Source organism: Haloarcula sp. S1AR25-4 (genome assembly GCF_031624555.1).
Lineage (GTDB): Archaea > Halobacteriota > Halobacteria > Halobacteriales > Haloarculaceae > Haloarcula > Haloarcula pellucida.
On the sequence record NZ_JAMQOR010000012.1, the window covers coordinates 1 to 24,705 of the forward strand.

29 protein-coding genes are annotated in these 24,705 nt (G+C 57.3%); 14 read left to right on the top strand and 15 right to left on the bottom strand.

The genetic code is table 11. The annotated features are described in order from the left end of the window. The 4 genes from NDI85_RS21690 to NDI85_RS21705 form a co-directional block, all read right to left on the bottom strand. The coding region (locus NDI85_RS21690; RefSeq protein WP_310917039.1) for a hypothetical protein at positions 1-349 on the bottom strand (349 nt) is incomplete at its 3' end. A gap of 147 nt (positions 350-496) precedes the next feature. After that, positions 497-679, bottom strand: coding sequence for an exodeoxyribonuclease VII small subunit (gene xseB / locus NDI85_RS21695; protein ID WP_115803923.1), 183 nt, complete (start codon positions 677-679; stop codon positions 497-499). 3 nt (positions 680-682) lie between these two features. Further along, entirely contained in the window at positions 683-1,735 is a 1,053-nt protein-coding gene (xseA, locus tag NDI85_RS21700) for an exodeoxyribonuclease VII large subunit (protein WP_142980685.1), read from the bottom strand. Positions 1,736-1,811: 76 nt separating this feature from the next. Beyond that, positions 1,812-1,979 (bottom strand): DUF1931 domain-containing protein, encoded by a 168-nt coding sequence (locus tag NDI85_RS21705; protein ID WP_115803921.1) that lies wholly within the window; start codon positions 1,977-1,979, stop codon positions 1,812-1,814. A gap of 219 nt (positions 1,980-2,198) precedes the next feature. On the opposite strand from NDI85_RS21705, the gene NDI85_RS21710 reads away from it, so the two are divergent. From NDI85_RS21710 to NDI85_RS21725, 4 genes are all read left to right on the top strand, one after another. Continuing rightward, complete coding sequence (locus tag NDI85_RS21710) at positions 2,199-2,876, top strand: metal-dependent transcriptional regulator (RefSeq protein WP_142980686.1); 678 nt, start codon at positions 2,199-2,201, stop codon at positions 2,874-2,876. Positions 2,877-3,004: 128 nt separating this feature from the next. Next, positions 3,005-4,264: a multicopper oxidase domain-containing protein gene (locus tag NDI85_RS21715; RefSeq protein WP_142980687.1), complete on the top strand. Its 1,260-nt coding sequence runs from the start codon at positions 3,005-3,007 to the stop codon at positions 4,262-4,264. Between the two features lies 1 nt (position 4,265). Beyond that, entirely contained in the window at positions 4,266-5,516 is a 1,251-nt protein-coding gene (locus NDI85_RS21720) for a ZIP family metal transporter (protein ID WP_142980688.1), read from the top strand. Positions 5,517-5,541: 25 nt separating this feature from the next. Continuing rightward, positions 5,542-5,964, top strand: a complete 423-nt coding sequence (locus tag NDI85_RS21725; protein WP_142980689.1) for a plastocyanin/azurin family copper-binding protein — start codon at positions 5,542-5,544, stop codon at positions 5,962-5,964. Positions 5,965-6,011: 47 nt separating this feature from the next. Here NDI85_RS21725 and NDI85_RS21730 read toward each other — a convergent pair whose 3' ends face one another. Next, positions 6,012-6,530: an ArsR family transcriptional regulator gene (locus NDI85_RS21730; RefSeq protein WP_142980690.1), complete on the bottom strand. Its 519-nt coding sequence runs from the start codon at positions 6,528-6,530 to the stop codon at positions 6,012-6,014. Further along, positions 6,527-6,805, bottom strand: a complete 279-nt coding sequence (locus tag NDI85_RS21735; protein WP_246058023.1) for a hypothetical protein — start codon at positions 6,803-6,805, stop codon at positions 6,527-6,529. The genes NDI85_RS21730 and NDI85_RS21735 overlap by 4 nt, the downstream gene beginning before the upstream one ends. 227 nt (positions 6,806-7,032) lie before the next feature. On the opposite strand from NDI85_RS21735, the gene NDI85_RS21740 reads away from it, so the two are divergent. The 4 genes from NDI85_RS21740 to NDI85_RS21755 all read left to right on the top strand — a co-directional run bounded on the left by NDI85_RS21740 (position 7,033) and on the right by NDI85_RS21755 (position 11,352). Then, a complete protein-coding gene (locus NDI85_RS21740; RefSeq protein WP_142980692.1) occupies positions 7,033-7,620 on the top strand; it encodes an isoprenylcysteine carboxylmethyltransferase family protein in 588 nt (195 codons plus the stop codon). Between the two features lie 76 nt (positions 7,621-7,696). Then, a complete protein-coding gene (locus tag NDI85_RS21745; protein WP_142980693.1) occupies positions 7,697-9,004 on the top strand; it encodes a twin-arginine translocation signal domain-containing protein in 1,308 nt (435 codons plus the stop codon). Continuing rightward, entirely contained in the window at positions 8,991-10,052 is a 1,062-nt protein-coding gene (locus NDI85_RS21750; protein WP_142980694.1) for a hypothetical protein, read from the top strand. The genes NDI85_RS21745 and NDI85_RS21750 overlap by 14 nt, the downstream gene beginning before the upstream one ends. 229 nt (positions 10,053-10,281) lie before the next feature. After that, on the top strand, positions 10,282-11,352 hold the full coding sequence (locus NDI85_RS21755) for an iron transporter (RefSeq protein ID WP_142980695.1): 1,071 nt from the start codon (positions 10,282-10,284) through the stop codon (positions 11,350-11,352). Between the two features lie 59 nt (positions 11,353-11,411). Here NDI85_RS21755 and NDI85_RS21760 read toward each other — a convergent pair whose 3' ends face one another. Together NDI85_RS21760 and NDI85_RS22430 are read right to left on the bottom strand one after the other, a co-directional pair. Then, positions 11,412-12,923 (bottom strand): hypothetical protein, encoded by a 1,512-nt coding sequence (locus NDI85_RS21760; RefSeq protein WP_310897970.1) that lies wholly within the window; start codon positions 12,921-12,923, stop codon positions 11,412-11,414. Beyond that, on the bottom strand, positions 12,907-13,173 hold the full coding sequence (locus tag NDI85_RS22430) for a DNA-binding protein (RefSeq protein ID WP_142980824.1): 267 nt from the start codon (positions 13,171-13,173) through the stop codon (positions 12,907-12,909). The genes NDI85_RS21760 and NDI85_RS22430 overlap by 17 nt, the downstream gene beginning before the upstream one ends. A 202-nt stretch (positions 13,174-13,375) precedes the next feature. On the opposite strand from NDI85_RS22430, the gene NDI85_RS21765 reads away from it, so the two are divergent. From NDI85_RS21765 to NDI85_RS21785, 5 genes are all read left to right on the top strand, one after another. After that, a complete protein-coding gene (locus NDI85_RS21765; RefSeq protein WP_142980825.1) occupies positions 13,376-13,780 on the top strand; it encodes a hypothetical protein in 405 nt (134 codons plus the stop codon). 281 nt (positions 13,781-14,061) lie between these two features. Beyond that, a complete protein-coding gene (locus NDI85_RS21770) occupies positions 14,062-16,746 on the top strand; it encodes a heavy metal translocating P-type ATPase (RefSeq protein ID WP_310897971.1) in 2,685 nt (894 codons plus the stop codon). A gap of 1 nt (position 16,747) precedes the next feature. Then, complete coding sequence (locus NDI85_RS21775; RefSeq protein WP_142980827.1) at positions 16,748-17,194, top strand: hypothetical protein; 447 nt, start codon at positions 16,748-16,750, stop codon at positions 17,192-17,194. Between the two features lie 21 nt (positions 17,195-17,215). Beyond that, positions 17,216-18,151, top strand: coding sequence for a cation diffusion facilitator family transporter (locus NDI85_RS21780; RefSeq protein ID WP_142980828.1), 936 nt, complete (start codon positions 17,216-17,218; stop codon positions 18,149-18,151). Positions 18,152-18,177: 26 nt separating this feature from the next. Further along, a complete protein-coding gene (locus NDI85_RS21785; RefSeq protein WP_142980840.1) occupies positions 18,178-18,561 on the top strand; it encodes an STAS/SEC14 domain-containing protein in 384 nt (127 codons plus the stop codon). A gap of 64 nt (positions 18,562-18,625) precedes the next feature. Here NDI85_RS21785 and NDI85_RS21790 read toward each other — a convergent pair whose 3' ends face one another. Both NDI85_RS21790 and NDI85_RS21795 read right to left on the bottom strand, forming a co-directional pair. Further along, the gene (locus NDI85_RS21790) at positions 18,626-19,717 is read right to left on the bottom strand and encodes a saccharopine dehydrogenase NADP-binding domain-containing protein (RefSeq protein ID WP_310897972.1); all 1,092 of its coding nucleotides are present in this window, start codon (positions 19,715-19,717) and stop codon (positions 18,626-18,628) included. 51 nt (positions 19,718-19,768) lie between these two features. Continuing rightward, a complete protein-coding gene (locus NDI85_RS21795) occupies positions 19,769-20,437 on the bottom strand; it encodes a helix-turn-helix domain-containing protein (protein WP_310897973.1) in 669 nt (222 codons plus the stop codon). 86 nt (positions 20,438-20,523) lie between these two features. On the opposite strand from NDI85_RS21795, the gene NDI85_RS21800 reads away from it, so the two are divergent. Then, positions 20,524-21,030, top strand: a complete 507-nt coding sequence (locus NDI85_RS21800; protein ID WP_310897974.1) for an SRPBCC family protein — start codon at positions 20,524-20,526, stop codon at positions 21,028-21,030. Here the strand turns inward: NDI85_RS21800 and NDI85_RS21805 are convergent, their stop codons facing one another. The 5 genes from NDI85_RS21805 to NDI85_RS21825 form a co-directional block, all read right to left on the bottom strand. Beyond that, positions 21,031-22,338, bottom strand: coding sequence for an arylsulfotransferase family protein (locus NDI85_RS21805; RefSeq protein WP_310917042.1), 1,308 nt, complete (start codon positions 22,336-22,338; stop codon positions 21,031-21,033). It abuts the gene before it with no gap. Continuing rightward, positions 22,335-22,613, bottom strand: coding sequence for a hypothetical protein (locus NDI85_RS21810; RefSeq protein ID WP_004594563.1), 279 nt, complete (start codon positions 22,611-22,613; stop codon positions 22,335-22,337). Before NDI85_RS21810 ends, NDI85_RS21805 begins: the two co-directional genes overlap by 4 nt. Continuing rightward, on the bottom strand, positions 22,610-22,987 hold the full coding sequence (locus tag NDI85_RS21815; protein ID WP_310897976.1) for a helix-turn-helix domain-containing protein: 378 nt from the start codon (positions 22,985-22,987) through the stop codon (positions 22,610-22,612). Before NDI85_RS21815 ends, NDI85_RS21810 begins: the two co-directional genes overlap by 4 nt. A 150-nt stretch (positions 22,988-23,137) precedes the next feature. Further along, a complete protein-coding gene (locus NDI85_RS21820; protein ID WP_310917043.1) occupies positions 23,138-23,365 on the bottom strand; it encodes a transcriptional regulator in 228 nt (75 codons plus the stop codon). 60 nt (positions 23,366-23,425) lie between these two features. After that, entirely contained in the window at positions 23,426-24,388 is a 963-nt protein-coding gene (locus NDI85_RS21825) for a transcription initiation factor IIB family protein (RefSeq protein WP_142980623.1), read from the bottom strand. Between the last annotated feature and the right edge of the window lie 317 nt (positions 24,389-24,705).

Below are 24,705 nucleotides of genomic sequence, written 5' to 3' on the forward strand. Positions count from 1 at the left end.
GGATATCAGCACCAGTCGGAAAAGTCAAAATCACGAGGGGAACAGCGACAAGCGACCACCCGACTGGATCCAACTGTGGAACCGGATTCGACGAGAGATAGGCTACGATTCCAAATACGACAATGGGGGTATAGAGGAGGGTCGGTGCGATCGAACCGAGTCGGATAGCGACCGTCGGAGCAGACGGGGCGTAAACGGCGTCGACGTAAGGGCCACGTCGATTGACACCGAACGAGACTGATTCCGCATAGAGCCTGTGGACGGCGTAGTGTGCGGACTCGTGGAGGATCCACGCTACACCACACGCGAGTAGGTAGACGCCGAATATCAGAACCGTCTCATGGAACATTGGAATTCTCGCCGAACGGTTCGAGATGGGAGCACATCGCAGTTAAGCCTGAAGGGTAGCCGTGGTCAGCGAGCTTAACCAACAACCTTTGTGATCAACGGAGTCTGTTGGTTAACAGAGTGAGACAGTCGATACCGTTGCCGTTCCTCATTCGATCTCGATGACCTCCCCCTGGCCTTCGTGGAGTCGCTCGCGGATTTCAGTCAACACCTCCTGCCCTTCCTCGTACAGCTCACTCCCTTCATCAAGTGAAACCCCATCCGCGTCGAGTTGATCGATAATCTCTTCGATGCGGTTCATCCGACTCCTGATATCCGAGTCTTTCGCCATCGCTTAGATCACCCCCAGCCAAAGTGCGGTGATGAGCAGCAACAGCACCAGCAGCACGGCGATTGCAACTTTGTAGTAAACCGGCGACAGACCCTCAGGCGCGGTCGCCTCTTCGACTGCCTCGGCCAATTCCTGTTCGTGTTCGTGCTCCTGTTCAAAGGTCTCGTACGCGGCCTCAAGCTGTTGCTCAAGCGGGTCAATATCGCTAGCAAGGAATTCATTCCGAGACTTCGCGATGTATTCGCCGGCCGCTGTCGGTGTGATCGCGGCCATATCCGCTACCCGATCCGCGATTAGCCGGTCGTCAGTATGGCCAATTGCCGTGACGATCGGGGTGTTCGCGGTGAAGATCGCTTCTGCGACCCGCTCGGTGTTGAACGCCTGAAGGTTCGAATCGCTCCCACCGCCGCGGCCGACGATAATTGAATCGACGTCCTCGGAGCGGTCCAGATGGTGAATCCCGTTCGCGATAGACGTCGGCGCGTTCGACCCCTGGACGGTTGCGTCCTTCACCAGGATGTCGACGGTGGGGTCCTGTCCGTGGATCGCGTTCTGGATGTCGTACCGGGCGTCTCCTCGAAGGGACGTGACGACGCCGACCCGCTCCGGGAAGGCCGGCGGCTGTTGTTTCTGCTCGTCGTCGAACCAGCCACGCTCTTCGAGTTCGCTTCGCAGTCGCTCGACGGCAGCCGCCTGGTCGCCCTCGCCGACGACGATCACCTCCCACGGTTTGAGGTCGATTTTCCCACCCTCAGTCCAGTAGTCGATATCGCCTTCGAGGATGACCTCAGTTCCGTCCTCGAGGTCAGCATCCATCTTCCGATAGCGATTAGCCCAGATCATACAGGGAAGTTCGGCGTCGCCGTCAGTGAGGGTGAAATAGAGTGCAGTACTGTTCTGATGGAGATCCGTGACCTCGCCGATACAGCGGACACCGTCGAGGGCAGGCGCATCCTCCACGACCGTCGCAATCCGGTCGTTCAGCTGTGACACACTGAGAACTTCTCCCGCCACAGGTTCGACCGCCTGCCGTTCTGTATTCGGTGCGTCCGCCATACACGTCTACTAAATTCAGAACAGAGTCCTCAAAAAGGTATCTTCGATTGACGAGTTCACTCGCGAAAGCCGACTATTACAGGTCGCGAGGCTGGACCGTCTTCCGGTCGTTCGATTCGGCACGCTCTGCGGCATCGTCGAGCAGTTCGGCGACCTCCGTGTTGAGGGCGTCGTAGAAATCCGCCGAGACGTTGTGGTCCGAGAGCGCGTCCTTCACGGCTGCTTTGACGATTAGGTCAGACATTCCATCGCGAATTTCTCGTGATTATAATATAAAGGTTCCAACTCTGGGTTTGTCATTCTGAGTGTCGGTGAGTAACACAACAGGAAGATACGGAAAATCAATGCGCCAGTGTTGACCGTGGCGATAACCGGACCCATCTCAGATTTACGTCCACAGCTGTCGACAAGACGAATCATTCCGTGGCAAATTATAAACTTAGTCCCGTCTAATTTCGCTCTAATGCTGAGCGCCATCATGGAGGACTATCTCAAAGCGATCTATTACCTCCAGGGCGAAACGGATGAACGGGTGCGGACCTCGACGCTCGCTGAGCATATGGGCGTAGAACAACCGTCAGTCACCAGTATGGTGAAAAAATTGGCCAAGCGCGATTTTGTCCATTACGAACCCTACAAGGGCGTTGTACTCACAGACACTGGAATTCCTGTCGCGCTCGAAATCATTCGGCATCATCGGCTATTAGAACGATACCTGACGGAGCGCCTCGAGTACGATTGGGCTGAGGTACACGACGAAGCAGATCGCCTCGAACACCATATCAGTAATCAATTTGCCGACAGAATTGCAGAGCAGTTAGGGAATCCGGCAGTTGACCCGCATGGCGACCCGATTCCCACAGCGGATCTGGACGTTTCACCGCCACAATCGGGTGAAACCCTCGCTGATCAGCAGGTCGGCGACAAGGTTCGAATCGAACGGGTGCCAGACAATGATCCAGATCTACTCCGGTACCTGTCTGAACACGGGATTACCCCAACAACTGTAGTCGAAATTGTTGAGACCACCTCATTTGGGATGGTGACGCTTGATCCAGATGGCACCGACGAACGAGTTGCACTCCCAGAGGAAGTGGCCCGATCCATAACCGCTCAAACGCTCACTGGAGCCTCAAACTAAACTGATGTGTCTCCAGTAGCGAGTCTATTAGTTTAGCCTCAATCTAAGTTTAGATGAGTCTAATTTATATATTGGGTGGTGCAATGGACGTGTATGGGTATGCGTAGGCTTGACCAGCGGAGGAGATCATGCCATCGATAGATTACAATAGCGCAGCAGATGTCACAGAACGCCTCGAACAGCGACTGGTCGAATCACTCACTGGTGAAACGAGTGTCAGTCGCCGCACAGTGCTCGGTGGTCTCGGTGTTGCCGGGAGTGCAGCCGTCGGACTCGGGAGCTCCCGGGCAAGTGCCGCCTCCGATCACGACGATGAAGACGAACACGGTAACTTCGGTGCGGTGGGTGAATACCGAGATTTGGATTTCGACCCGCACGAGTTCCTCACCGCGTTCAATACCGGAAACAGTGGCCAGGATAACGTTCCCCAGCAGGTCTACGAAGAGGATGGCCGGACCGTGCGGGAGTTCGAGTTCACCGCCGTCGACACCACGATAGCAATCGCGCCAGGCGTCGAGTTCCAGGCATGGGCATACAACGGCCAAGTGCCGGGTCCGACGATCCGTGCCGTCGAGGGCGACCTGATCCGCGTCAAATTCACGAACCTAGGGCGGCACGCGCACACGATTCATCCACACCTGAAGAACCTCAACCCGCGAATGGATGGGATTCCCCAGAATGGACCGGGCGTCCTCGATACGGGTGAGTCGTTCACCTACGAGTGGATCGCCCAGCCCGCCGGTACGCACTTCTATCACTGCCACTCGCTCCCCCTGAAAGAGCACATCCACCGCGGACTCTACGGCACGATCATCGTCGATCCGGACCCCGAACGCGTCAGGGAGAACCCACGCGAGTACGTCAACTATCACGGGCCGATTACCGACGACTTCCGAGAGCAGCTCGTCGAAGAGGCGAAGAGCAGGAATCACGAGTACGCCGAAAACGACGCCGTCAACGAGATGGTAATGGTGATGAACTCGTTCGATACCAACTTCGACGGCGGTAACGAGGTCTATGCGGCGAACACGCGGGCGTTCGGATACGGCGTCGGTGATACCGACGGCGAGGGCAACTGGACGGCGGGCGAGACGAAACGCCCCATCCAGATCGACAAGAACCAACGCCAGCGTGTGTACCTCTCCAATGCAACGGAGTTCGACCTCATCAACTCGTTCCACACGCATTCGCAGTTCTTCGACTACTACGACCACGGGACGACGCTGACGCCGACGAATAAGACTGTGGACACGATTATGCAATGTCAGGCGCAGCGCGGCATCATCGAGATTGACTACTCGGACCACGAGCCCGGGCTGTACATGTTCCACGCCCACCAGTCTGAGTTCGCCGAACTCGGCTGGATGAGCTTCTTCGAGGTGGTCTAACATGGCGGATCAGACACGAGACACGACGACGGACGGTGGTGTAGCGGCTGACGAAGAGATCACACAACCGCTCGGGCTTCCGCGATGGGTCAGCGCGTTACTCCCGATCGTGTTGCTCGTACTCGTCTTAGGCGTGTTTGCGTTCACGTCCCCGCTCGCCGGTGTTCAGAGCGGCACACCGCTTCCCGACGTGACGATCACGCACACGACGCTTCCGAGCGACGAAACGGTCGTCCTGCACGTGACGAACAACGGACCCGAATCTGTGACGATATCACAGGTCCTCGTCGATGAGGCCTACTGGGATTTCCGAGTCGAAGGAGCCGGTGGTGACCAAACACTCGCCCCGATGGAAAGCGCACAGATCGTGATTCCGTATCATTGGAATCCAGGGTGGGATCTCGAAGTCGCTCTCGTGCTCTCCGATGGAGCGACGTTCCACAATACGATCGTCGCTCCGAGTCAGTCGCCTGGGTTTAGCCTCAGTCTGCTCGGGACGCTTGCGGTCATTGGGCTATTCGTCGGCGTGATTCCGGTCGCCTTAGGGATGCTCTGGTTCCCTTACATCAAGACGATGAGCGATCGGTGGCTGCACGCCGTGCTCTTGTTTGCGGCCGGCGTGCTGGGTTTCTTGGCGTTTGACGCCGGGTTCGAAGCGTTCGAACTCGCCGAACGAGTTCCGGGCGCGTACGAGGGCAACCTCTTGGTCGTCTTCGGGATATTCGGCGCACTCCTCCTCGTCCAGGCGATCAGTGCGTGGCGTGAGGGCAGGGTCGCCGCTGGTGATAACCGGGCAAGCAGCGGTCTCTGGATCGCCTATCTGGTCGCGGTCGGGATCGGCCTGCACAACCTCGCCGAGGGGCTGGCAATCGGGAGTTCGTTCGCACTCGGACGGGTGTCACTCGGTGCGTTCCTCGTGATCGGGTTCATGCTCCACAACGTGACGGAGGGTCCGGCTGTCGTCGCGCCGGTCGCCCGCGGAGAACGTCCGGCTCTCAAGCACTTCGCAGCGCTCGGCGTCATCGCCGGCGCACCGGTCATCCTCGGTGGCTGGATCGGCAGTCTCGCATACTCGCCGACGATTGGCGCCTTCTTCCTCGCGATCGGCGTTGGCGCGATCCTACAGGTCGACTGGGAGATCGCGCGAATGGTTCGTGATGCCGGCGGTCGCGTGGCGAGTGCGACGAACCTACTCGCATTCCTGCTCGGCCTCGCTATCATGTACGTGACTGACCTCTTCGTGGCGCTCTAATAGGAAAACACTCGTTTTCATTACAATGGTCTCGAAGTTCTACAATCGACGATCGATATTGCGGCTCAGCACCGCGACCGTAGCGACTCTCAGCACCGCCGGGTGTCTAGGTGGACAGTCATCGTCGGCCCAGACCGTCACGATGCCCGGCGACCTCAGATTTGAGCCGAAGACCGCGACGATCGAACCTGGTGAGACGGTTACGTGGACGAACGAGAGTGACATCGATCACACGGTCACGGCGTATGAAGACGAGATTCCAGACGAGGCCACGTACTTCGCAAGTGGTGGCTTCGAGTCAGAACGTACTGCGAGGAATCGGGTCACCGAGGGACTCATCGCTTCGGGTGAGAATTACGAGCATACGTTCGAGGAACCAGGCACGTACGGGTACTTTTGTATCCCACATGAGGGGTCTGGAATGGTCGGGACAGTTCGAGTAAAGTAATCGAACGATCAAGTTCTCGTTCCGGCGAAACACATCCGAAAAACTCGTTACGATTCCTCCGCCAGTAGATTATCGACGAGGCGAGTGAACCGGTCGATCATCCGATCGGACAGCGAGGGTGTAATCTCTTCGAGGAGACGAGCAGTCTCAGTGGGCTTGGCGGGGACCAGCGTCACGTGATTATTGGCATCTCGGTGTTTTTCGATGAGATTCTGCTCCGTCAAATGATTCAAGTGCCACTCGAGGGTCCCCCGAGCAATCCCGAGAGACTCTGTGACAGCGCCCGGTCTGGATGGCCCCTGTTCGAGAACACTGAATAAAATGTCGCGTGCCGTTTCCCGGCGAAGGACAGCGATCGCTCCCCGTTCCCACGCGTCATATTCAGGTGTGTAATAGTGAGTCCGGCCATAGAGGGGTAGTTCGACTACACTTCCCTGAGCCTGGAGTTTCTTGAGGTGGTACTGTACCTGTCCTGGTGCGAGGTCGAGTCTACGCGTGAGTGCGTTGAAGTGTTCTTCAGGGTGGGTGGCAATATACTCGTGAATCCGGTCACGTTGGTGTGTCATGTATCCAAATTGGTCTGGTTCGAAATAGTTCGAGAGTAATAGACCGCAGCAATGACGAGCGCAACAAGAATAATATCAAGTCCGTGTTCGAGAAGGTGATGCTCGGCTTGTGAAAACAGGCCGACGATGGTGATCCCCGCAACTGCAGAGCGTCCAAAAAGGGCAGCTAGCGCAGCGACGACTAACAGATATGGGCGGGATTGGCGCTGAACGAACGCGCCGATCGCAAGTCCCAGAAGCACCGCTGTACCAGCAGCTGCGATGGTGATCACCACGAGCAACGGAAGGGACCACGGATCGATGAACCCACTATGAAGTGGGACAAATCCCGCCATGTGGTCTGAATTTGAAACGCAGTTACCTGAGAACGTCGATTCGAATTATCCCCGGATGTTAGAATTGTAGAGTGTGGTTGGTGGTTTCAAACATCTTCAGTGGAAGCAGTCTCAGGTATGAACCCATTGACTCACTTTTTTGTCTTTCACCATCACGATGTACACATATGCCCTCGTTCTCAGATCGCGCGCTGCTGACGGCAGTCGTCGCGGACGTCACGCTGATTCTCGGGTACGCCATCAGTGCGGTTCATCCTGACCGTCGAGTGTGGCCCATCGGCGACAACTCGTGGCGGTGGTGGTTCAATTGGTCAGCGCTCTCCGTCGTGTTCGCTGGGTTTCCTGTGCTGGCCGCGCTCGATCGGGATTCATTCATTTCCACCGAACGCTGGAGCAAACTCGCAGGTAGCGGTATCGCCGCACTCGGGATGGGATTTGCCCTCTCCGCCCTCTTCGAACTCGGGTGGATGGAAAGCAGTGGAAGAGAAGGGGAACTTCGGACGGACGGTATCTACCAGTACACGCGCAACCCACAGAGCGTGGGATTCATTACGTTCATCATCGGCGCGATCATTGCAGTGAACTCCCGGAAACTGGCTGTACACGGCATCTTGACCATCCTGGTGTACGCACTGTTCCCGTTTGCCGAGGAACCGTGGCTGCGAGAGCAGTATGGCCAGGAATACGATGAATACCGCAAGCGGACCCCCCGATTTATCGGGTGGAACTTGGTGAAGAAGCTCATCACCAGATAGTCTGCTACCGACCTTGAGCGGGGATTCAAGAACTCTACCAGAACCGGCTTTTCCGTTGACTTCCTAACTGCCGTCAATGACTGATGAGAGAGGTGTCCCTCGCAGAGAATTCCTCAAGTCAGCCGTCGCTATCGGAGGCGCAGCGGCATTTAGTGCCTGTCTAGGCCGTGAAGAGGTCGATGTCCCGACAGGCCCGGATGATCTCTCGTCGTATCCACAACGTCAACACGCTTGGAATGAGGTCCTCCCACGGGACGACCATGGGAACGTCATCGCTCCGAGCCATCGTTTGCTTCTCTATTTGAATTACCGACGAGACGGGCAACCGAACGAAGACGACCGCGACCAAGTTGAAACAGCTCTCCGTGGCATCGAACACGCCTACGAGCGAAGTGGAATCGGGTTATTGCTCACGGTGAGTTATTCTCCGGCATACTTCGACCGATTCGACGAATCGCTTTCCGAAGGCGTTGACCTCCCCGATCCGGAAGCACTTGCTCCGTTCGAGGATCCCGAGTTCGATACGCCCGATGCAGTCGTCCATCTTGCAAGTAACACGGCACAGGTGGTTCTCGGTGCCGAAGAAGCCCTCAAAGGGAACAAATCGACGCTCAACGGTGTCGATCAGCCTGACGTTGCACTGACGGATGTTTTCTCACTCACCGACCGGCGGACGGGCTTTATTGGGGACGGGTTGCCGGCGAAGAATGCAGGTGACGCTGAGAGTGTTCCAGCCGACAAAGTCCCGGATGACGCCCCCCTCTTCATGGGATTCAAATCGGGCTTCAAAAAGAACCAGGCCAGTGAAGATCGCGTGACGATCCAGTCGGGGCCGTTCGCCGATGGCACGACTCAGCACATCTCCAAGCTCCAACTCAACCTCAACCAGTGGTACAACCAGGACGACCGCTGGCAGCGTGAGGCGAAGATGTTCTGTCCGTACCACGCCGAGAACGACGTCATCGAGGGCGCTGGAGACAATCTCGGAAACAGCAGCAAAATCGACGACTGTAAGCCAACGGATGAGACGGCCCGCGAGATGGGCGTCGTCGGTCACTCCCAGAAATCTGCCCGCGCTCGTGACGACGAGGACTCACCGCTCATTCTTCGACGTGACTTCGATTCTACCGACGGTGGGACCGCCAGCCTCCACTTCCTTGCGCTCCAGCGACGGATCACCGACTTCGTCGACACGAGAGAAGCGATGAATGGCACTGACGTCACCGAGCAGTCGGCCGTCGGTCAGCGAAACAACAACGGCATCCTACAGTACATCCGTTCTGAGCGTCGCGGTAACTTCCTCGTCCCGCCGCGGTCGTTGCGCGCGCTGCCACCTGCCCAGCCGGCTAGGGACGCACAGGAGGTGACGCATGAATCGTCGTGACGTGCTTCGGGCGGTCGGGGGCACGTCACTCGTGGGGCTCGCGGGGTGTGCCGGCCTGTTCGAGACGCGATCAGCACGGGCACCACCGCTCCCCGAGAACCGGCCGGACGCAGTCTACTATCCGACCCACTATGAGGGCATGAAAATGCCCGGGATGAAGGAACAGGGCGGGTACAGGTGTGCGCTCACGTACTCGTATGCGCACCGGTTCTGGCTGATGAAGCCGAATGGGATCACGAAGGTCGAGATTCAACCCGAGGATTCGATCCACCTGATGCCAGTCGTTTGGGAGACACAGACGGGAATCATCCCACCCGATATCAATCCACAGCTCACGATTACACAGAGCAGGGATTCGATTGATCAGTTCGCGCCGTGGCCGATGCTCTCTCAGCCAATGGGGTTTCACTTCGGCGATAACGCACAGCTCCAGAGTGACGGCACGTACACTGTCGAGGTGAGCATCGGCGGGCCGTCGACGCGACGGACTGGGTCGCTGGCCGAGAATCAGGGGAACGCATCGTTCACGTTCGAGTTCGAGTTCAGCGAATCGACGCTCAACGAGATCTCGTACACGGACATCCCCGACGACAGGGAGGGCACGAAGGGTGCTGTCGACCTGATGGACATGGAGATGTTACCGAACTCGCAAGTGCCGACACCGAACGCGCTCCCTGGGGACGTTCGTGGTTCGGGGATGAGTGGGGATGCGAAGTTCGTGGTTACGATCCTCGAAGACGCGTCACGTTTCGGTGGGGACGAGGAGCAGAGGTATCTCGCTGTTTCTCCGCGCACACCCTACAATCGAACGATGCTGCCGATGATGTCGCTTTCGGGAACACTGCACCGTGATGGGACGTCAGTGTTCGACGGAATTCTACAGGCAACCATCGATCCAGAACTCCGCTATCACTACGGGACAACGGTTGCGGACGTACAGACGGGAGATGAGCTGACGATCACAGTCGATTCGCCCCCACAAACGGCTCGCCATGAAGGATACGAGACAGCCTTCGTTGATATGCCAGATGTGAAGGTGACGTTGTAGTTTCAAAGGTGTCTTTAGAAATCCAATCGAAGCCAAACCTATGGAAGAGAAGCACCTCCTACTGGCGACGTTACTTGGCGTTGTCTCACTCCTGGTACTCACCGGATTCGTTGTTCGCTTGGCGTAGACAGTCACAGAATGGCCGAGACGGGCAGTTACAGAAACCCCCAGTTGACGACAGCGAGGTCGACTCAATGAATCTACCAAACATAGTATCTCAGAGGAGAATATGAATCGGAGAACGTTTCTCAAACAGGGGACTGCTCTCTCGGGTGGCCTGGTACTGTCTGGTTGCCTGGGGCGGCTCGGATTCGAGACGCAGTCTGCATGGCGTGATCCACCACTCGTGGAGGATCGACCTGACGCCGTCTACTATCCTGCCATCATCGAAGGGATGGGAATGTACGGAACGACGACGGCCGGCGATCTCGGATTTGCACTGATGCATTCCTTCCCGCACCGTTTCTGGAACCTCACTGGTTCACGAAAGACAAAAGTCATCGTTCAGTCGGATGATTCGGTGCATCTGATGGCGAGTGTCTGGGACACCGAGACGGAGACGATCCTTCCGGTCGACGTCTCTGTCGAAATCAGTAACAGCGACGGTCGAGTGTCCTCAACCAACCTCTGGCCGATGATTTCGCCGAATATGGGGTTCCATTACGGCGACAATATTGCGCTGCCGGGGGAAGGGAAGTACGATGTGACGCTCCAGGTCGGCCCGTTGCAGACCGCTCGTACGAGTCCATTCGATGGGCGATTTACAGAGGGGCAGGCTGCCACGATGCAGTTCACGTTCGATACGGCCGAGACGTACAATTTGGAGATTCGCCGGTTGGGAGAAAAAGCGGGCATTCGTGGGACAGTCGATCTGATGGAAATGGAAATGATCCCTGAACCGGTCGTACCGACAAAATCCGAGCTTCCTGGTCGACTTCTCCACGAAGGGAAATCCGGTGACGCGACGATACTCGTTGCTCTCGTTGACGGTGACCATCGGTTTAGCGATAGTGACGGTCCCTTCCTGATCGTCTCTCCTCGAACACCTTACAATCGCGTGATGCTCCCAAGGATGGCTCTTTCAGCAACACTCAATCGAGGAGGGGACGCAATCGCACAAGGGACACTCCAAGCGTCCCTCGATCCCGACCTCGGGAGTTTCTATGGGATGGGTCTCGATGAACTTGAGACGGACGATACGGTCAGAATCACCGTCGAGACACCACCTCAACTGGCGCGGCACGATGGCTACGAAACCGCGTTCCTCGATATGGAGCCGATTGAGTTCACTGTCGAGTGATCCCCCCCCTAGTCAAGCTCCGACCCTAGCGATCCGTTGACCTCTCGAATCCACCAGAATCAGGGTAGATAAGGGGGCGTCGCTCCGGGAAGTGAGAGAATCCAGAGGCTAATGACGGTGTAACCGATCATCACAACAATGAACGGGTACTGGCTCCGGATTGCGACGAGACGACTCGAGAAGAGTTCGTAGGCGGTCGCGTGCGCTGCCCAGATAGCGAGGAGATGCCCGACGAGCACGTAGGCGATACTCAAGCCCTCGAACCATCCAGGTGGAGACAATGTCAGAGGGTTCGCTGGGGGCGACAGTGGGGAGACAATCGCCATCCCTAGGGCCGGACTGAGGGATACGGCCAGTCCGGTGTAGTGAGCGAGGTGATATCCCGCTGCGATGGCCAATAGCGAGGGTGCAAACCGAAAGGCGATACGTTTCGCTGTGATGTATGTTCCAGTCCGTCGCCGAGAGACTACGCCCGCATACCAATACGCGCCGAAGAACACGACGTAACCACTGACGAAAAGGAGCGTATAGATGAGGATCGCACGAATTTGTACGGCTCCCACTCCGATATTTGAGAGGCTGACGAGTGTCTCGATAGTTGCTGCGCCCGTCTGCGTCGTGATGAAGCCGCTGTACGTGAGCTCCCAGATTAGCGCAATGACGAACGCGACATCGGAGGTGTCCGTGATGAAGTCTGAATCAGTCAGGTCGCTACCGGGCAGTTTTACGGCGAGCTTCCCATCCCGCCGTTTTACAGGGGCGACAGCCCCAAAGAATCGGAACAGGACAGATAACGGATCTGCGTTCTTGAACCATGCGTTGGGACCGACGAGTACTGCGCCTGCGATTGTGACGACACTGTAGCCGAGGATCGCAATCGAAAGAACTGACGGGATCGTGCTGACAGGGAAAATCACCTCAACCCACACGAGAAGTAATAGGCCACCAACAGCTGGCCATCGGGCTAATCCTTCTGGATACGTCCGGAATCCAGTTGGAAGGAGCGAGACGATTCCTCGCCAGGGGTTCAGCACTGGCCAAAGATTGCCTCCGAGATACGTGAGCATCGGCAAGCCTGCACGAACGACGACGAACGTGACGAGGATGGTGAAGCTCGCTGTCGGGAGTTGTGGGCCCGTCACTCCGAGGTACACTGCCAGTCCGAGGACGACGATCCCGAGTCCACGTCCGATCCACACAACGGGTGTTCGCCAGTCGTCAATTGTTGGGCCAGGAACCGACCAGCTGTGGAGATAACGGATAAACGCCCGATCAGTGACGAAACTCGCAAGCAGGGCGGAGGCTCCGATTGTGGCACCTCCGGTGGCAAGGTACAGCCATCGGGGAATGGCTAGGGTATCTCGTGGCTGCTTCGAGAGCGTCATTCCGTTCCCGGCAGCGACTGTTTCGGTAAACAGCGTCAGTATCGAGACCCAGGTTACAAACTGCACGAAGAGTCTGAGCTTCGTGTTCGAGACGACCCAATGACGAAGCCTCGACCCTGGACCTGACTTTATGTGTTCCTCTTCGCTTGCCCCGGTGTTCGTATCTGAGTCACGCGACGATAGCATATAGCATCAAGAAACCGAAGTACAGGAGCACGAGCGCTCCAAGCGCTTTCAGACGGAGTGTGCGTAACTCGTCTTCTTCGTCCGCTCGAGCAGAGAGGAATGCGTCCTCCTCGTCGTCATCAAGTCGCTGAGGATGTTCTAAGCCTTTGTGGAGAACGAGACGGTCGGTCGTGGGAAATGGATGCCCACAGTAATCACACCTACCCGCAGGTGAGCCACTCCGTGGAATCATAGTGCCTTCGTATGACATAGGCTCGATAGCTGTTACTCGGCCGTAGGCCAGTCAGCGTTGAAACGGTTCTGGTTCAATATTTGAAGAGCCCCTCTGCTCAGGAGAGTGTTCCCCATACCACGGGAGTACTAACTGACCGCTGGAATTCTGGTATATTCTATTAAAAATTCGGGGAGTGATAGCAGCCGATTTATTATATCTCGATCCTCAAATCAGGATGATGAGCGATTCATCAGACTCGGACTCAACCTTCACAGGAGCGAGTCCATGGCCACTCTTTGTCGCTATTGGATTTGCTCTCTCGGAGGTCGGTGTCGTCCTCGGGCTTCGGCCTGTCTCTGTTGCGGGACTGCTGTTGTTCGTCGGATCTGTTGCTGGCATTCTCACAGAGGCGGAGTATATCGCTGAACCAGCGAAAGCAGCAGGTGTTCAAGGACTCATCCTTGTCGGTCTCGGTATCTTGCTGATCACACAGAACCAGAACGGGACGACAATCCGCGGTCAATCGATTGCGATCGCTGGCATCCTGTGTCTCGTTGGTGCACTTGTCTGGGTAGGCTTCGTTCGGAGGAGGACCCGCGCCACGGTATCGACAACGGAGACGTCGGAAACAACATCTGATTGAGCGACCGTACGACAGTAGAATTCGATACCAGGGGACGATAATGGGTACGATGAGTACCAGTGGTGATGTGGTCAGCGCCGGTCTCATCGTCTTTGGAGTCCGTAAGCTCCTCCTCGGGATCAAACACGGCGAGTATCGAGCAATCCGGACTTAGGTCCGGGGAATGGGACGAATTGACGGTTGAGTTAATAACTCAGACTAGATATTTTATTAGAGCCTGCCATAATAAGGGCTTTTAGTAGCAGCCGATTTAATAAGTCTGTAGTAGCTAGCAGTACGTAATGACCTCATCTAACGAGGAATCCCACGACGGAAGTGGTGAACCACCGGATCACACCCACGACCACGGAGAGGATTCTCGCGAGCAGGGTCATACACATGACCACGATCACGAGGATCACGAGCACATCCAGCACACAGGACAAGATGGTGATGACGTTACCCCATCGATAGACCAGGGAGACGTTGCACAATTCTCCGTCCCGGAGATGGATTGCCCGTCCTGTGCAGGAAAGGTCGAAAACAGCGTCGAAAAACTGGACGGAATCCGGAGCGTCGACCCGCAAGTGACAACAGGGACGTTGACCGTCTCGTACGACGGCGAGCAAACGAGTGCCACCGCGATCGAAGATCGGGTTGAAAAGGCCGGATACACCGTGGAGAACACCGGCGAGGTCACCTCGAAATTCACGGTTCCGGAGATGGATTGTCCGTCGTGTGCGGGCAAAATCGAAAACGCTCTCGACAGAGTCGGTGGGGTGACCACTTATGAGACGCAGCCGACGACCGGAACCGTCGTTGTCACGTACGATTCGTCGAGGGCTGGGGAAGCTGACGTCATCGACGCGATCGAAAGCGCTGGGTACGAGGTCACGGACACGACAGGCGACGAATCGGGGCGTCAGGACGCGGGCGGAGGGCGCGAGAGTATCTGGACGAGTTCGCGCGCACTCAAGACGTGGGTGAGCGGTGGATTCGTCGCCCTCGGCTTACTCTTCGAGTTCTTCCTGACCGGACAGAATATACAGATCGCAGGCCTTCTCGGTACTGAGCTGCTGGTCGCCGACGTACTGTTTCTGATTGCAGTGGCTACCGGCGGCCAAGAGATCCTTCGCAACGGCTACTACTCGGCGCGAAATCTGAACCTCGATATCGACTTCCTGATGTCGGTGGCTATCCTCGGCGCACTCGTTGCGAGTCTTGTCTTCGGTGAGGCACTCTACTTCGAGGCCGCCACCCTTGCGTTCCTGTTCAGCATCGCGGAATTGCTGGAGCGGTACTCGATGGACCGTGCCCGAAACTCCCTCCGCGAGCTAATGGATCTCTCACCGGATGAAGCGACCGTCAAGCGGAACGGGAGCACGGAGACGATTCCCGTCGACGAGGTCGCCGTTGGTGACATCGTCGTCGTCAAGCCAGGGGAGAAAATCCCGATGGACGGAAGCGTCGTCGACGGTGAAAGCGCCGTCAACCAGGCACCGATCACGGGTGAAAGCGTCCCTGTCGACAAGACGACGGGCGACGAGGTGTACGCCGGCACCATCAACGAGGAGGGGTATCTCGAGGTGGAGGTCACCTCCGAGGCCGGTAATAACACGCTCTCCCGCATCGTGGAGATGGTCGAAGATGCACAGTCGAACAAGACAGAGCGCGAGCAGTTCGTCGAGCGCTTCTCGACGTACTACACGCCAGTAGTCGTCGCCTTCGCCATCCTGACGACGGTAGCAAGCCCGTACATCCTCGGCACAACCTGGTCCACGGCCGTCGTCTACGGACTGACGCTGCTGGTGTTGGCCTGTCCCTGTGCGTTCGTCATCTCGACGCCCGTCTCGGTGGTGTCGGGAATTACGAGCGCCGCGAAGAACGGCGTCCTGATCAAGGGCGGCAATCACCTCGAAGCGATGGGAGCCGTCGACGTCGTCGCGTTCGACAAGACGGGAACCCTCACCAAAGGTGAACTCACCGTCACCGACGTCGTTCCCTTGAACGGGAACTCGGAGGAGGACGTGCTCCGGTGTGCACGCGGGCTCGAGCAACGGAGTGAACACCCCATCGGCGAGGCAATCGTCGCCGAAGCCGGCAGCGCAGGGGTCGCCGAGCGCGAGGTCGATGACTTCGAGAGCATCACCGGAAAGGGTGTTCGTGCCGATCTCGACGGGACTCCTCACTTCGCAGGCAAACCGGGCCTGTTTGAGGAGTTAGAGTTCGACCTTTCGCACGTTCACGCGACGACCGACGGTGGCGTCGTGACACAGACAGCCCGGCAGATGTGTGACCGGAACAACTGTCTCGATCTCCTCGAAGAGACCGTCCCCGAACTCCAGGCTGAAGGGAAGACTGTCGTCCTCGTTGGGACCGAAGACGAGCTCGAGGGCGTCATCGCGGTCGCCGACGAGATCCGCCCGGAGGCAAAGCGAACGGTCACGCGACTCAAGCAACTCGGCGTCTCGCGAACAGTAATGCTGACGGGGGACAACGAGCGGACTGCCCGCGCGATCGCCGAGCAGGTCGGCGTCGACGAGTACCAGGCCGAATTACTCCCCGAGGACAAGGTGACGGCGATCGAGGAGCTCGTCGAGGAGTACGACGGCGTTGCGATGGTCGGAGACGGGATCAATGACGCACCGGCGCTCGCCACCGCCACAGTCGGCGTGGCGATGGGGGCTGCCGGGACTGATACCGCATTGGAGACCGCCGACATTGCCTTGATGGGTGACGACCTCGCAAAGCTCCCGTACCTCTACGAACTCGCCAACGATGCGAACGGGGTCATCCGACAGAACATCTGGTCGAGTCTCGCTGTCAAAGCCGGGCTGGCAGTCGCAGTTCCATTCGGATACGTCCCGATCTGGCTCGCCGTCCTCGCCGGCGACGCTGGAATGACGACGGCCGTCACCGGGAACGCGATGCGACTCTCTCGAATCACGCCGGATACAGACACCGAAACCAACGCTTCGGAGGGGTAACATGGGTGCAGAGAACGAGGGGAATGCAACATCCCATACGGAGGCAGATCAGCAAAAATACCCGTTCGGACTCTCGTCTCCGCAATTTGCCGTCCTCGTTGTGCTCGTTGTGCTCGTTGGGCTCATCGGCCCCGGTTTACTGGTATACACCCTCGAACAGGCGAACCTCTCTGCCGTAGCTGATCTCGTGTGGATCGTCGGCTATGGCACAACCATATTTGTCGTTTGGTTCATCTGGCTTCGTCCGCTCGATTTCGGTGGCTCCTCTGCACAGGATACATCGCTCACCGAGGAATCGGAGCGGTCCAAACCAGAAACGGAGGGAGCCGATGGGGAGATTACCTCTTCGGATAGCACTGAATCAACGGCGCAGGATTCGATGGTGACGAGCGAAAACGGGGCCCAGGAATCTACCCAGGAACACCCGGAATCCTCAGATTCGAAATAGAACCCCCTCTAATGTGAACTCATGACTTTTCACGAGCATACCGATGAGGAGACCGCAGAGCATAACCTCCCGTCTAAATCAAGTGGCAGTACGCGCCGGCTTGCGCTCGTCGCGGTCGTCAACTTCCTCGGATTCGTCGTCGAACTGGCTGGTGGACTCCTGTTCGGGTCGGTCGCTCTCATCAGCGACGCCCTCCACATGCTGTTCGATATGCTCGCGTACGCGATGGCGTTCGGGGCGAGCTACACCGCCGAACGGTTCGAAGGCGGCGAGTCGTGGTCGTACGGTCTCCATCGACTGGAGCCGGTTGCGGCCTTCCTGAACGGCGTCTTGCTCCTTCCAATGGTCGGATACATCGTCTGGGAGTCCTACCAGCGGTTCCTCGAGCCAGTGGCGATCAATCCAGAGTTGACGCTGATCATCGCTACGGGTGGCCTGCTGGTAAACATCGGCTCCGTGTACGTGTTACAGGGTGACGAGATGAGTCTCAACGAGCGCGGGGCGTTCTACCACCTGCTCGGTGACGCCGGTGGCTCTGTTGCGGTAATCGTCTCGACCGCCGCTGTCGCAGTGTTCGATCTCCCCATTGCAGACCCTGTGGCGGCCGTACTCATCGGGTTGCTGGTGCTCGCGTCGGCCGGGAACGTCCTCCGGGAAAGCACCTCGATCCTGCTGGAACGGAGTCCGGTGTCGTCCGAAGAACTCCGGGATGAATTGACGACACTCGATGGCGTGGACCAGATTGAGGATCTCCACGTCTGGCAGGTGTGTAGTCAACTCACCGTCGCAACCGTCCGACTGACAGATACGGCGACCACACTTGAGGAGCAACGGAGAATCCAGTCACGGGTTCACGGCTATCTCACGGATCGAGGAATTGACCACGCAACCGTCGAGCTCGTCGGGCGTACCGACCCCGATAGTGACCCTGTCGGTACGACGAATCACTCCCACTAACGATGTCCCACACAGCACCTGATCGAATGTTCGAGGTGTTGGACGAGACGAACGAGAACCTCATCGCGATTCGCGTCGGGAAGGGCACGCGAACAGGCTATCAAGAGCTGTACTCGCTCCTCGTCGAAAAGAGCGACCAGTACGGGCACATCCACGTATACGAGGAAGTTCCGAACTGGACGTTCGGGACGTTTCTCACACACCTCCACGGGGTGGTTCCCGATCTCCGGTACGGCCCTGACTTCGATATCGACCGATACGCAGCAGTCGGCGATTCGAGGTGGGCGAAACTCCTCTTCGACTGGTGGCGTGTTATCCGACCAATCTGGCCGGTCGCGCCGGACGAGATGCGCTACTTCCCCACGGCCGACCGCGAGAGCGCACTAGACTGGCTACAGGAGGAACACTAAAGTGACGCTGTTCGCCGACAGCAACAGTGACAGCACAGTGGAGTCTGCCTGTGACTATCTCCGCTCAAGCAATGTCTCCACATTGTTCTGACCGTCCCACGGTATACCCGGCCTCAATCAGGGCGTCGGACAGTGGTGTGCTACTGAACAGCTCCTGAATGTGGTGGACGCCCGTAGGATATGACGGTCCCAAGGCCTCCGTGACACGTGCAGTCACGATGGCAGTGGCTCGGGCTTGGTCGGGCCCACGGACCCATCGCTCAATTCGCTTTGCTCGGCCGTCGAGTCGGCCGAGAATCTCCACTTTGATAACCGACTCGTTGGAGCCGAATGGGACGGCGTCGGCCAACCTGACGATTCTATCGACTCCGAGCAACGAGACGACCGGCTGGTACACTCCGGTTCGGCGTAACATCGCGAGGTAGCGGGTGACGATACGAGAATCGTAACACAGTCTGCTTTCGATCGTCTGGATATTCGTTGCTCGGGCGAGGACGTGTTGATCAGCGAGGTTTGCACGATACGCTCTACGTCGCCCCCACCCGGGAATATTGACGACCCGAGGCTCGGTGAGACCAATTACAGAGAGAGGCTCACCGTCACTTCGAACAGAGAAGGACCCGAGGGCATCCTCGATAGTCCATTTGACCGTATCTGGACCGAACGCCTCTCCGATACCTAGTAAGAGGGTGATATCCGCTCGGTCGACGCTGTCGAATTCATCGGCCGCTTCGGTAACAAAGAGGTTCGTCATTCCGGGTGACAGACCGACACTGAGGACGGCGGTCGCCTTTTGTTCGCGAGCAAGGTCGTCGAACGATTCGATTTCTTGGAGAAGTGTATCCGTCGGCGAGATGTCGACGTAGTCGATTCCATGCTCGAGACAGGTTTCAGCGAACCGCGGCGTGTCTTGATCGAGACACATGACTACCGTCCCTATGTCGTCGAGAGCGTCCGCGTAGCTTGCCCTGTCGCTCACATCAAGGGTCCGAGGTTCGACGCCGTTGACCGAACTTGCGAAGCTGCGTGCCTTCTCCGGAGATCGGCCAGCGGCAATAATCTCTCTCCGGGTACGTTCGGCGAGCTCGGTACAGACAGTCCGGCCGATAGTGCCGTAGCCACCGACGACGAGAACAGACGAGTCAGTTCGGAACATACTGGGATTCCGTGAGGTTCGATAGTAGCGGCAACTCCGAGTATACTCGGGTCATACATCTCCAAGCTCCGCTTCGAGATAGCGAGGCAGCAAATTAGCCTCGATCCGCTGGAGCTGCTCCGAGACTGTCGCGGGGGCTCGTTCGACCGCCGCCGCGATTTCTTCATGTGTCGCTTCTCGCGGCACCTTGTAGTAACCTAGCTGTACGGCGGTCTCGAAGACTTCTCGTTGCCGGTCGGTGAGCAGATCTTCGAGTGGGCCACGCTCGGGGCTGTACTCGCCTACGCGCTCCGGATAGAGAGCGATCTCGGAGGGCAAGTCCGCGGTGATCCGTGTTATTGCGGATTCCGTTCCAACGACTGTGAGGCGAACACCACGCTCTCCGTAGTCATCGGTGTATTCGACCGGTGGGACGAGAATGAGCGAATAGGCAGCGAGAATGGCGAATAACTGCGTCATCGACGGAGATTGGTTATACTCAATATATGCGAGGCCGGTATTTCGCGTGATCTCAAAGTCGCGAACGGAGTCTTCGGCTCCTAGGAGTTGTTCGAGTCGGGCCATGTCACCCGAAAACTCACTCAACTCGACGAACTGCTCACCGATTCTATTGATTTGATGTGTCGTCTCTATCGTCACGGCAGGACTGGTTTCGATAGCAGTCTCAAGTGGATGGAGTGTCCCGTCGTTCCAGATGAGAACCCCGGAGACGTAGCGCATAGTGTTCCGTGGGTATGCCAGAATTAAGAAGTACCCGAGTATACTCGGATATAGTATCATTTTCACCGGTACCAGACTGACAGTACATGATCGAAGCAACCGCCGCGGTCAGAATAGATGCATCGGCGGCGACCGTCTGGTCGCATTTAGAAGAGTTCGAGACTCTCTGGGAACACTCCAATCCAGACCACGACGGGACGTGGGTGGTCATGGACCCGAAGAAGCCACTTCGGAATGGACTTCGATTCTATCAGCGGGAGTTTGTCGGACCGGTCAAAGGAATGATCAAAGCAGATCTCCGTGACGTCGTCGAAGAGCAACGATTCAGCTGGATTGGAACCTGTACCTACACACTGCCGCCACTCCCGGTCGCGTTTACCGTCGAAGAGGGCGGAACAATGCAGCTTGAGCCGACAGACGGATCGACCCGCCTTTCCCACCGCGTCTGGGCCCGTGTGCCACCGACAGTACTGGGGAGAGCTGCTGAAAGGGCGCTGACCCTCTTCGGGGACATCGAACAGGAAGCCTACGAACACACTCTCATCGAGTTGGAATACTTCAAAGACGTGATTGAGAACGACAGCGTTGATTGATTAGGGTCGACGATTTTCAACACCACCGACGACGATGAGGAGCGCGGAGACAAGCGTCAGTCCGAGCTGTGGTTCCCGGAACCAGAACGGTGTTGAGGGAACGACTGCCCGAAGCCCGACCAGGAGTAGTGAGAGGCCCGGCACGCCGGCATCAGGGCTGTCGACGCTGCTGCCGTTACTCGTGTAGGTCGGGGGTCCGACAGGCTCGCCGTATGGCAGCCGGTCTGCTTCGTATGGGATACGCTTTGTTCGAACGCTCCAGACGACAGTCCCGGATTCGTCGACCTCTACGAGTCGCCGATTGAGCGTGTCAGTGATGAGCGTGTTTCCGTTTGGGAGGCGATCTGCATCCCGAGGCCAATCAAATGCGACCCCCTCTGCCTGATCCACGGCCCACGCTGGCTCCCACTCACCGGCCGCCGTTCGATGGAGTTCGATGACCCGGTCGTTCTCGCTATCAGCGACGAGGACGGCACCGTCCCCGAGCCACTGGGGGTTGTGCTGGTGGTTGAGCACGTCGGGGTCACCACATCGAATATCGCCATCACTGTCATAGTCGGCTAACTGGCCTGATTTACGACAGTTGGCATCGTTTGAATCGGTCGTGTCCTCGTTGATGACGTCGACGACACCCTCTCCGCGCTTGATGACGAGAAGCTGGTTGGCGTTCCGCACTGAGACGAGATAGCGTCCGGTGCTGATGACGTCCACGTCGTTGATGTGCAGCCAGTCGGTCGTCGTCGGATCTTGTGGGGCGTCGTAGAACGAACTCGCATTCCACTGCCACGTGACTTCGCCGTTCTTGACAGTAAAGATACGCTCGTACTCCATATCGGTGACCAAGTATTCTCCCGATTCGAGTCGTTCGACATCGTGGACTTCGCTGTTCTTGTTCGTTCGCACCGGGAAGCTATACTCCGAAAGCACCTGCGGGTCTTTCCCGGGGTCAATGACTCGGAATCCCGTTCGGGTACAGGGAGACTCGTACGATCCGCACGAAGCGTACCCGCTGTCCATGAACCCGGCTAACACTGTTCCATTCTCTGTTTGCGTGACATCAAAATAGCTATCAGCACTCGATTCACGCCAGGTAGTGTTCGTACCGTTGAGGAGGTAGACGCTACCGTATTCGTGCCAGCCTGGGCCACCCCCCTGAGACCCGACCAAGGTTCGGGACGTCTGGTCTGTCTCCGAAGCCGCCCCAATCGCAGGGGCGAGCATTGCACTGCTAACAAGCGTGAGAACGAACAGAACCACGCCGAAAAGGATTAGATAGTTACCCCGACGGAGATCAGGAACGGGGTTCATTTCTGGATATACAGCGAGTACATGATGACCGCGAGGCCAAGGGCGACGAACAGGCTGTTGATGAGCACGCCGAGGGCCAATCCGACAGAAAAGAACTGGTTGGCCACGCCAGTCAGGATTGCCCCGAGTGTGATGATACCGAACCCGACACCAAGGACGCGTAGCGAGTCCGCACCCGTACGTCGATAGGCCTTAAATGCAATGTAGGTAATCCCGCCACCGAGAAGCAGGATTACAAACTTGACGACTGCAATCGCCGTGATGACGCCGTTCATACTTCGTCCCCCATCATCGACCAGATATCTGCAAGCCGTTCGTCGGTAGATTGCGGCGGCCGATCGACATTCACTGAAAACGTACCTGTGTCATCCATAGAGATCGTGACGTCCTCGAACGACCGCTCGTAGTAGGTGACCCGTCCACCTCCGGGGTTGATCGTCTCCTGTTCTCGAACGAGGGAAGCGGAACTGAGGAGTTCTAATTTTCGATACAGCGTCGACTTGGGGATGTCACATGCGTCGAGGAGTTCGTTCGCAGTCATTGGTTCGATAGTTTCCTGGAGAATAGCCCGACACGCGGGGTCATCCAGCGCATCGAGGACATCCTGTACCTCCGGAGGGTCCTCGGAAGACACTGAATTATCTCCCATTATTCGAGAATACGTGTTCGTCGGGAAATGGAGTCCGATTATGGACGAGAGGCTCCATCGGCACCCCGTATTCATTACGGATCCGGGCTGGGGAGTGATGATGGCTGATCCATCCAATGAGGGTAAACATAGTGACACAGTTATGAAACGTTATGATTCCTGCTGAGTTTCGAGTCGTTGTTCGCCGGCGTCGGTAATCTCGTAGAGACCCCTCCCGCGCGGAACAATACAGCCCTCACTGTGAAGATGAGCACACGCTTGGTCGATAGTGATCGGGTGTCCATCGACGGCGTTAGTGATATCCATCACATGGCACGGTGACTCGTCAACGAGCAGCTCCAATACTTCGACCTCGGTCTGTACTGAGAACTCGCTCATAGTAAATATCGTATCATGACCCAATCAGCAGCTGGATTTCGCCCGGCAGGGGCTATCCGGTCAGTCATGCTGCGCGTACACCTCGAGAAGCTCTTGGTATCGATTCCGGATCGTGACTCGACTCACGTGGGCGACCTCACTCACCGTCTCCTGTGTGAGCTGCTCGTTCGTGAGGTGGGTCGCAGCATACAGAGCGGCAGCCGCCAATCCGGCTGGACTCTTTCCACTGTGGACGGCATTATCTGTAGCTACCTCAAGTAGTTCTCGAGAGCGCCGTTCTGCTTCGTCGCTCACGTCAAGCGATGACGCGAATTGGGGAATATATTGCATGGGATCCTCCGGCTCGATCTCCAGCCCAAGTTCTCGGGACAGATATCGGTACGCTCGCTGGATCCGGATTTTCTCGACACGGCTGACATCGGCGAACTCCGTCAGCGGCCGTGGCATTCCGTGCTGTCGAGCAGCCGCATACAACGACGCCGTCGACATACCCTCGATCGAGCGACCGGGGAGCAGGTTCTGCTCTACAGCACGCCGGTACAGGACGCCTGCAGTTTCCCGAACCGATTCCGGAAGTCCCAGAGCGGACGCCATCCGGCTGATCTCCCCGAGAGCTTGCTTGAGATTCCGCTCGTGGGCATCTTTCGTCCGGAACCGCTCGTCCCACGTCCGAAGGCGCTGTAATTGAGCACGTTTGCGACCGGAGACAGCCTGTCCGTAGGCATCTTTGTCCTGCCAGCCGATAGTCGTACTCAGGCCCTTATCGTGCATCAGCTGCGTCGTGGGAGCACCGACCCGACTTTTTTCATCGCGTTCGTCCGACGTGAACGCACGCCACTCCGGGCCGTGGTCGATTGGATCATCTTCAAAAACCAACCCACAGCTTTCGCAGGTCGCCTCACCGCTGTCGCTATTCAGGGTAATATGGCCCTGACACTCGGGACAGGTATTGTCGTTAGCAGACTTCACCTCGCGGTCGCGTTCATCTATTGATCGTTCCTGGGTATGTTCTTGAGCCATCATACTATCGGCGTATAGGGGGTTTCCCTACAAACCGTGGGTCTTCTTAACAGTACCGTGGGACGGCTCCTCAATGAATAGCAGGCGGTGTCCCACTCGCTGGGAATCCGGCCTAACACTTTGTCTCCAAGACATCAACTCGTCACACCGCCAGTCAGCGTCTCTACCCAATATTATGTCTCAAGGCCGACTCCGCGGGCACGACGTACGAACCACGATTTCAAGGATTCCGGTCGAGTACAGGCATATCGCCGGTTTCACGCTACTAGTGACGTATATCGTGATGCTTCTCGGAGCCTACACCAGTGCAATCGGTGCTG

Coding starts and splice junctions, on each gene's coding strand:
- xseB (WP_115803923.1), bottom strand. CDS start 679: ATGGCGAAAGACTCGGATATCAGGAGTCGGATGAACCGCATCGAAGAG.
- xseA (WP_142980685.1), bottom strand. CDS start 1,735: ATGGCGGACGCACCGAATACAGAACGGCAGGCGGTCGAACCTGTGGCG.
- NDI85_RS21705 (WP_115803921.1), bottom strand. CDS start 1,979: ATGTCTGACCTAATCGTCAAAGCAGCCGTGAAGGACGCGCTCTCGGAC.
- NDI85_RS21710 (WP_142980686.1), top strand. CDS start 2,199: ATGCTGAGCGCCATCATGGAGGACTATCTCAAAGCGATCTATTACCTC.
- NDI85_RS21715 (WP_142980687.1), top strand. CDS start 3,005: ATGCCATCGATAGATTACAATAGCGCAGCAGATGTCACAGAACGCCTC.
- NDI85_RS21720 (WP_142980688.1), top strand. CDS start 4,266: ATGGCGGATCAGACACGAGACACGACGACGGACGGTGGTGTAGCGGCT.
- NDI85_RS21725 (WP_142980689.1), top strand. CDS start 5,542: ATGGTCTCGAAGTTCTACAATCGACGATCGATATTGCGGCTCAGCACC.
- NDI85_RS21730 (WP_142980690.1), bottom strand. CDS start 6,530: ATGACACACCAACGTGACCGGATTCACGAGTATATTGCCACCCACCCT.
- NDI85_RS21740 (WP_142980692.1), top strand. CDS start 7,033: ATGCCCTCGTTCTCAGATCGCGCGCTGCTGACGGCAGTCGTCGCGGAC.
- NDI85_RS21745 (WP_142980693.1), top strand. CDS start 7,697: ATGACTGATGAGAGAGGTGTCCCTCGCAGAGAATTCCTCAAGTCAGCC.
- NDI85_RS21750 (WP_142980694.1), top strand. CDS start 8,991: ATGAATCGTCGTGACGTGCTTCGGGCGGTCGGGGGCACGTCACTCGTG.
- NDI85_RS21755 (WP_142980695.1), top strand. CDS start 10,282: ATGAATCGGAGAACGTTTCTCAAACAGGGGACTGCTCTCTCGGGTGGC.
- NDI85_RS21760 (WP_310897970.1), bottom strand. CDS start 12,923: ATGCTATCGTCGCGTGACTCAGATACGAACACCGGGGCAAGCGAAGAG.
- NDI85_RS22430 (WP_142980824.1), bottom strand. CDS start 13,173: ATGTCATACGAAGGCACTATGATTCCACGGAGTGGCTCACCTGCGGGT.
- NDI85_RS21765 (WP_142980825.1), top strand. CDS start 13,376: ATGAGCGATTCATCAGACTCGGACTCAACCTTCACAGGAGCGAGTCCA.
- NDI85_RS21770 (WP_310897971.1), top strand. CDS start 14,062: ATGACCTCATCTAACGAGGAATCCCACGACGGAAGTGGTGAACCACCG.
- NDI85_RS21775 (WP_142980827.1), top strand. CDS start 16,748: ATGGGTGCAGAGAACGAGGGGAATGCAACATCCCATACGGAGGCAGAT.
- NDI85_RS21780 (WP_142980828.1), top strand. CDS start 17,216: ATGACTTTTCACGAGCATACCGATGAGGAGACCGCAGAGCATAACCTC.
- NDI85_RS21785 (WP_142980840.1), top strand. CDS start 18,178: ATGTTCGAGGTGTTGGACGAGACGAACGAGAACCTCATCGCGATTCGC.
- NDI85_RS21790 (WP_310897972.1), bottom strand. CDS start 19,717: ATGTTCCGAACTGACTCGTCTGTTCTCGTCGTCGGTGGCTACGGCACT.
- NDI85_RS21795 (WP_310897973.1), bottom strand. CDS start 20,437: ATGCGCTACGTCTCCGGGGTTCTCATCTGGAACGACGGGACACTCCAT.
- NDI85_RS21800 (WP_310897974.1), top strand. CDS start 20,524: ATGATCGAAGCAACCGCCGCGGTCAGAATAGATGCATCGGCGGCGACC.
- NDI85_RS21805 (WP_310917042.1), bottom strand. CDS start 22,338: ATGAACCCCGTTCCTGATCTCCGTCGGGGTAACTATCTAATCCTTTTC.
- NDI85_RS21810 (WP_004594563.1), bottom strand. CDS start 22,613: ATGAACGGCGTCATCACGGCGATTGCAGTCGTCAAGTTTGTAATCCTG.
- NDI85_RS21815 (WP_310897976.1), bottom strand. CDS start 22,987: ATGGGAGATAATTCAGTGTCTTCCGAGGACCCTCCGGAGGTACAGGAT.
- NDI85_RS21820 (WP_310917043.1), bottom strand. CDS start 23,365: ATGAGCGAGTTCTCAGTACAGACCGAGGTCGAAGTATTGGAGCTGCTC.
- NDI85_RS21825 (WP_142980623.1), bottom strand. CDS start 24,388: ATGATGGCTCAAGAACATACCCAGGAACGATCAATAGATGAACGCGAC.